This window comes from Edaphobacter sp. (assembly GCF_035532915.1).
Classification (GTDB): domain Bacteria; phylum Acidobacteriota; class Terriglobia; order Terriglobales; family Acidobacteriaceae; genus Edaphobacter.
Genome location: NZ_DATKQC010000481.1, coordinates 1 through 4,912, shown reverse-complemented (window position 1 = coordinate 4,912; position 4,912 = coordinate 1). Strand labels below are relative to the sequence as shown.

General features: G+C 58.2%; 6 protein-coding genes, 1 tRNA gene and 1 pseudogene. 2 read left to right on the top strand and 6 right to left on the bottom strand.

Annotation, left to right across the window (positions count from 1 at the left end):
- Window positions 1–151: 151 nt before the first annotated feature.
- Both VMU57_RS22380 and VMU57_RS22375 read left to right on the top strand, forming a co-directional pair.
- Window positions 152–1,582: a glucoamylase family protein gene (locus VMU57_RS22380; protein WP_325387493.1), complete on the top strand. Its 1,431-nt coding sequence runs from the start codon at window positions 152–154 to the stop codon at window positions 1,580–1,582.
- Between the two features lie 74 nt (window positions 1,583–1,656).
- Window positions 1,657–2,700 carry an SPL family radical SAM protein gene (locus VMU57_RS22375; RefSeq protein WP_325387491.1) on the top strand — a complete coding sequence of 348 codons (1,044 nt, stop codon included), beginning with the start codon at window positions 1,657–1,659 and terminating at the stop codon, window positions 2,698–2,700.
- Between the two features lie 82 nt (window positions 2,701–2,782).
- On the opposite strand, the gene rplK is transcribed toward VMU57_RS22375, so the two are convergent.
- From rplK to tuf, 6 genes and pseudogenes are all read right to left on the bottom strand, one after another.
- Complete coding sequence (rplK, locus tag VMU57_RS22370) at window positions 2,783–3,217, bottom strand: 50S ribosomal protein L11 (protein WP_325387489.1); 435 nt, start codon at window positions 3,215–3,217, stop codon at window positions 2,783–2,785.
- A gap of 115 nt (window positions 3,218–3,332) precedes the next feature.
- Window positions 3,333–3,998, bottom strand: a complete 666-nt coding sequence (nusG, locus tag VMU57_RS22365; RefSeq protein WP_349255573.1) for a transcription termination/antitermination protein NusG — start codon at window positions 3,996–3,998, stop codon at window positions 3,333–3,335.
- A gap of 44 nt (window positions 3,999–4,042) precedes the next feature.
- Entirely contained in the window at window positions 4,043–4,303 is a 261-nt protein-coding gene (gene secE, locus VMU57_RS22360) for a preprotein translocase subunit SecE (RefSeq protein ID WP_325387485.1), read from the bottom strand.
- Window positions 4,304–4,369: 66 nt separating this feature from the next.
- Window positions 4,370–4,445: transfer RNA gene (locus VMU57_RS22355), tRNA-Trp, on the bottom strand.
- 64 nt (window positions 4,446–4,509) lie between these two features.
- Window positions 4,510–4,659 carry a 50S ribosomal protein L33 gene (rpmG, locus tag VMU57_RS22350; RefSeq protein ID WP_013579310.1) on the bottom strand — a complete coding sequence of 50 codons (150 nt, stop codon included), beginning with the start codon at window positions 4,657–4,659 and terminating at the stop codon, window positions 4,510–4,512.
- Window positions 4,660–4,771: 112 nt separating this feature from the next.
- Window positions 4,772–4,912 (bottom strand): annotated as a pseudogene (gene tuf / locus VMU57_RS22345) (elongation factor Tu); the annotation flags it as partial.

The window sequence follows — 4,912 nt, the reverse complement described above, 5'->3', positions numbered from 1 at the left end:
GAGAGCTTTACCTTTCATTCCTCACCGGTAACTCTGCTATTGGACGTTCGATTTGCGCTATACGCTGCCCAACGCTCATGATTGTCTCCGACATGCATCTAACTCGTGCAGGTATCGTCAGCATCATAACTGGCAGATACGAAAGAGATGAATGAGTGTGGATGATAACGACGAGATAAGCAGGCAGATTCGCCGAATTACGGAACAACTCGGAAATAAGAACTCCAGGCGCAGTCTGCTTCGCCAAATGGCCGGAGTCTCGCTTGGACTTCCGCTCGCATACGCCCTGCCGCTGCTGGGGCAGGCAGCCGGCGACCAAAAGGCCAGCCAGCAACCACCGTCGCAGCCACATAAGACGCCAGCTCTGCCGCCTTCGCCGAGCGCGCTCTCTCCGCAGGACGACCAGCTTCTCGATGAGATCGAACGCGCCTGCTTTCTCTTCTTCTGGGAACAGGCCAACCCTCAGACCGGCCTGATTAAAGACCGTTGCAACACGCGCACCAAAGACACCAGCATCGTGGCCAGCATAGCGTCGACCGGCTTTGGCCTTACCGCCATCTGCATTGCGGAAAAACGCGGCTACATTCCGCGCAACGAGGCGAGGCTGCGCGTCATCAACACCCTGCTATTCATCTGGAAGAAGCTTCCGACCCATCGCGGCTTCTTCTACCACTTCGCCAACATTAATACCGGTGAGAGGATCTGGGATTCGGAGGTCTCTTCGGTCGATACGGCGATCCTCCTGTGCGGCATCCTCACCTGCCGCCAGCACTTCAACGACCGCGGCGTCAACGGTCTTTCCGAGGCGATCTTCAACCGTGTCGACTGGAGTTGGCTCTCGGAGGACACGACGCTGCTTCCCATGGGCTGGACGCCTGAATTCGGCTTCCTCTCGTCGAAGTGGGACTACTACAGCGAGCTGATGATGATCTATCTGCTCGGGATGGGTTCGGAGTCGCACCCGATTGACCCCCAGGCATGGACGGCATGGAAGCGGACGACATTCGAATACGACGGTCTGCGCTACATCGGCTCGTTCGCTCCGCTGTTCGTGCATCAGTACTCGCAGGCGTGGTTCGATTTTCGCCGGAAGAAGGACAACTATGCCGACTACTTCCAGAACTCGGCCATCGCCACCGACGTGCACCGTCGCTTCTGCATCGAGCTGAACAAAATCTTTCCCGATTACAGCAACGACCTGTGGGGCATCACCGCCTCGGACTCCGATAAGGGGTACGTTATCTGGGGCGGACCTCCAGCGATGGGGCCGATCGACGGCACCGTCGTACCCGCCGCCGCGGGAGGCTCGTTGCCCTTTCTGCCTGACGCGACCATGCGCGTCATGCGCAACATCAGGAAAAATTATCCGCAGGCATGGTGCCGCTACGGCTTCGTCGACGCCTTTAACCCTCTGAAAAAGTGGTACGACACAGATGTGGTCGGCATCGACACCGGAATCACCATGCTAATGGCGGAGAACGCTCGCAGCGCCTTCATCTGGGAGACTTTTATGAAGAACCCGGAGGCACAGCGCGGGATGGCCAAAGCTGGATTCAAGGAGTATCAGCCTACGGCCGGCTGAGAGAAATCTACCTGAAATCGTCGCTTGACATGGCTCCCAAGCAGGGCTAATGTCGTTCCCAGTAAGGCGAACATATGGCGAAGAAACTCAGACCGGAAAATGCGGCGCTCTTTCCTATCCTGCCGCAGCCGACCGGCATCGCTCGCCTCGCCTCCCATGCCGAGCACGCCGCCGACGGACACCTCATTGAGTTCAAGGCACTTGAAGTCCACAGCATTCTAAACAAGTCCACCTCGAAGCGCCTGCGCTGGCTTGCCTGGAGCATCAATCCCTATCGCGGCTGTGAGTTTGGCTGCAAGTACTGCTACGCCCGCTACACGCACGAGTTCATGGAGCTGCGCGACCCGCTCTCCTTTGAGCGCATCATCTTCCTCAAGCAAAATGCGGCGTGGCTGCTGGAACAGGAGTTGCGCAAGATCGATCCCGCCGACGAGATCGCCATCGGTACTGCAACCGATCCCTATCAGCCCATCGAGCGCCGTGCACGGATCACGCGTAGCCTGTTGGAGGTCTTTGCCCGTCGCCAGGGCTACCACCTCGGCATCGTCACCAAGTCTCGCCTGATTGAGCGAGACATCGATCTGCTGACCGAGATCGCAAAGCACAACAAGCTTGTGCTACATATCACCATCACTACGCCGAACACAGAGCTGGCGAGGTTGCTGGAACCCCGTGCACCGCGCCCTGATCTGCGCTTTCAGGCGGTCAAGCGGCTGCGCGAGGCCGGGTTGCGCACCGGCATCTTATGCTGCCCGCTGCTGCCCGGAATCACCGATACGCAAGAGGCGCTCAACGAGATGGCGCGTCGAGCGGCGGAGGTTGACGCCAGCTTCCTCGCTGCCAATCCACTTTTCCTCAAGCCGTGCTCACGTCCTACCTATCTGAGCTTCGTTCGTGAGCACTTCCCCTCGCTGGTGGACGATTACGCCAAACGCTTCGACCACGCCGACTTTGCCGCGCCGGCCTATCGCCAGAAGCTGGCGCTTATGCTCGAGCAGGCGCGTCACCTTCACGGCCTCTCGCGACGCCCACTCGATGTTCTGCCCCCGCCCGGGAATACCGTCCGCAAACCTCCGGAGAGCATAGGCAGCGCTGTTCAGCAGAGCCTCTTTGCATAAAAAAGACACCGGAGAGCCGTTGGCAACTGCCATCAACGGTCCTCCGGTGTCTTTCTGATTTGAACCGCAGCCTACAAATTACTTAGGCGACGACTTCGATGCCCATCGAGCGCGCGGTGCCGCGGATGGTCTTCGATGCTGCCTCAACCGAGGAGGCATTCATGTCCGGCATCTTCTGCGTGGCGATCTCGCGAATCTGCTTCTCGGTCACCTTGCCCAGCTTCTCCTTGTTCGGAGTGCCAGAACCCTTTGCGATTCCTGCAGCCTTCAACAGCAGCACCGGCGCCGGAGGTGTCTTGGTGACGAAACTGAACGTGCGGTCAGCATAGACGCTGATGACGACAGGGATGGTGAGGCCGGCCAGATCAGGAGCCTTGGTGCGGTCGTTGAACTGCTTGCAGAACTCCATGATGTTGACCTGCGCCTGACCGAGCGCGGGGCCTACGGGCGGTGCCGGGGTGGCCTTGCCGGCCATAATCTGAAGCTTGACGTATCCAGTAATCTTCTTCGGTGCCATTGCGGTAAATCCTCTTTATGCTTCTAGCCGCGAGCCTGGGCTTTTGGCCTGACCCACTGCTGAAATAAGATAGGTAGTTCCAAATTCCTCTTCCGCTTGATGGCGGAAGCACTGCTTATTCCGTGATCTTGTCCACCTTCGAGAACTCGATCTCGACCGGGGTGGAACGGCCAAAGATGCTGACCATGACCTTCAACGTCTGCTTGTCTTCGTTGACTTCGTCGACGGCGCCGGTGAAGTTGGCGAAGGGTCCCTCGTTGATGCGGACCTGCTCTCCCTTGTCGAACTTGATCTTCATCGAAGGCTTGTCTTTGGTCGAGTCAGAGCGGAAGATGATCGAGCTGACTTCCTGCTCGGAGAGCGCCACCGGGTTGTCGCCGGTGCCCAGGAAGCCCGTGACCCGAGGCGTGTTCTTAATGACGTGCCAGAGGTCGTTGTCGAGATCCATCTCCACCAGGACATAGCCGGGAAGGAAGACGCGCTCGATGGTGTACTTCTTGCCGTTGCGCAATTCCGTGACCGGCTCGGTCGGAATCATGATGCGGCCGATCTTGTTCTGCAGGCCGAAGGCCGAAATGCGGCTTTCGAGCGACTCGCGGACCTTGCGCTCGAAGCCGGAGTAGGCGTGAATGATGTACCACTTGAAATTCTCATTCACCGGCGGGGCAAGCTGCTCCCCCGGAGTTTCAGTGGATGCTTCGTCCCTGGCGTTTGCCGCCGCGAGCTTCTGCTCTTCCGGATTCTGCTCTTCTGCCGCCATCGTTGTGCCTTCTTCGCGCATCGTTTGCTTCTCTCTACCCATGCTACCGGACTTCCAGAACCTGCCTAGCTTGCAGTCAGCGCATGCAGCAGCGCTTCAATCGCGCGGCCGATGATGTTGTCGACCAGCCAGAAGTAGCCCGCGAAGATAAAGACGGTGATGACAACCACAACCGTCGTGGACTGCACTTCGGGCCATCCCGGCCACCAGACCTTGCGCATCTCGCTGCGCACTTCCTTCAGGAACTCGCGCAGACGCTCTGGCTGGTTCTTCAGGTTCTGCATTCCGTTCGGTGCCTGTTCCGCTATTGCTACCGTCTTGGCCATAGTGCTGCCTCAATCTTCGTACTGCTGAATTCTGGTGCTACGTCCGGACTCTGCGGCCGGACAATCTGGCGGGGGAGCTCGGATTCGAACCGAGAAGTTCGGTTTTGGAGACCGACAGTTTAACCGTTGAGCTTACTCCCCCCGGTCAATCCTTCAGCCGGGCTGCCAGCCCTGGCTAAAAAGCCATGAGCCGACCGCCAAACTGCTTACTTCGTCTCTTTGTGGTCCGTGTGCTTGCGGCAGGTATTGCAGAACTTCGAGAACTCCAGACGTCCGGTGGTCGTCTTCTTGTTCTTCGTCGTCGAGTAGTTCCTGTTCTTGCACTCGGGGCATTGCAATGTAATGATTTCGCGCATCTTTCTATCCTAACCGATTTCGCGGAAAACATGCTTCCGCCGCGAAATCCCTTTATTTTGAGTAGCAATGTGGCCGGGGGAATAGATTGCTACCCCCGGCCATGTTGCCGAATTACTTAATGATCTCGGAGATGGTCCCAGCGCCGACGGTGCGTCCGCCTTCGCGGATGGCGAAGCGCAAGCCCTTCTCCATCGCAACCGGTGTGTGCAGCGTGATCTCCAACTGGATGTTGTCGCCCGGCATCACCATCTC

Coding starts and splice junctions, on each gene's coding strand:
- VMU57_RS22380 (WP_325387493.1), top strand. CDS start 152: ATGAGTGTGGATGATAACGACGAGATAAGCAGGCAGATTCGCCGAATT.
- VMU57_RS22375 (WP_325387491.1), top strand. CDS start 1,657: ATGGCGAAGAAACTCAGACCGGAAAATGCGGCGCTCTTTCCTATCCTG.
- rplK (WP_325387489.1), bottom strand. CDS start 3,217: ATGGCACCGAAGAAGATTACTGGATACGTCAAGCTTCAGATTATGGCC.
- nusG (WP_349255573.1), bottom strand. CDS start 3,998: ATGCGCGAAGAAGGCACAACGATGGCGGCAGAAGAGCAGAATCCGGAA.
- secE (WP_325387485.1), bottom strand. CDS start 4,303: ATGGCCAAGACGGTAGCAATAGCGGAACAGGCACCGAACGGAATGCAG.
- rpmG (WP_013579310.1), bottom strand. CDS start 4,659: ATGCGCGAAATCATTACATTGCAATGCCCCGAGTGCAAGAACAGGAAC.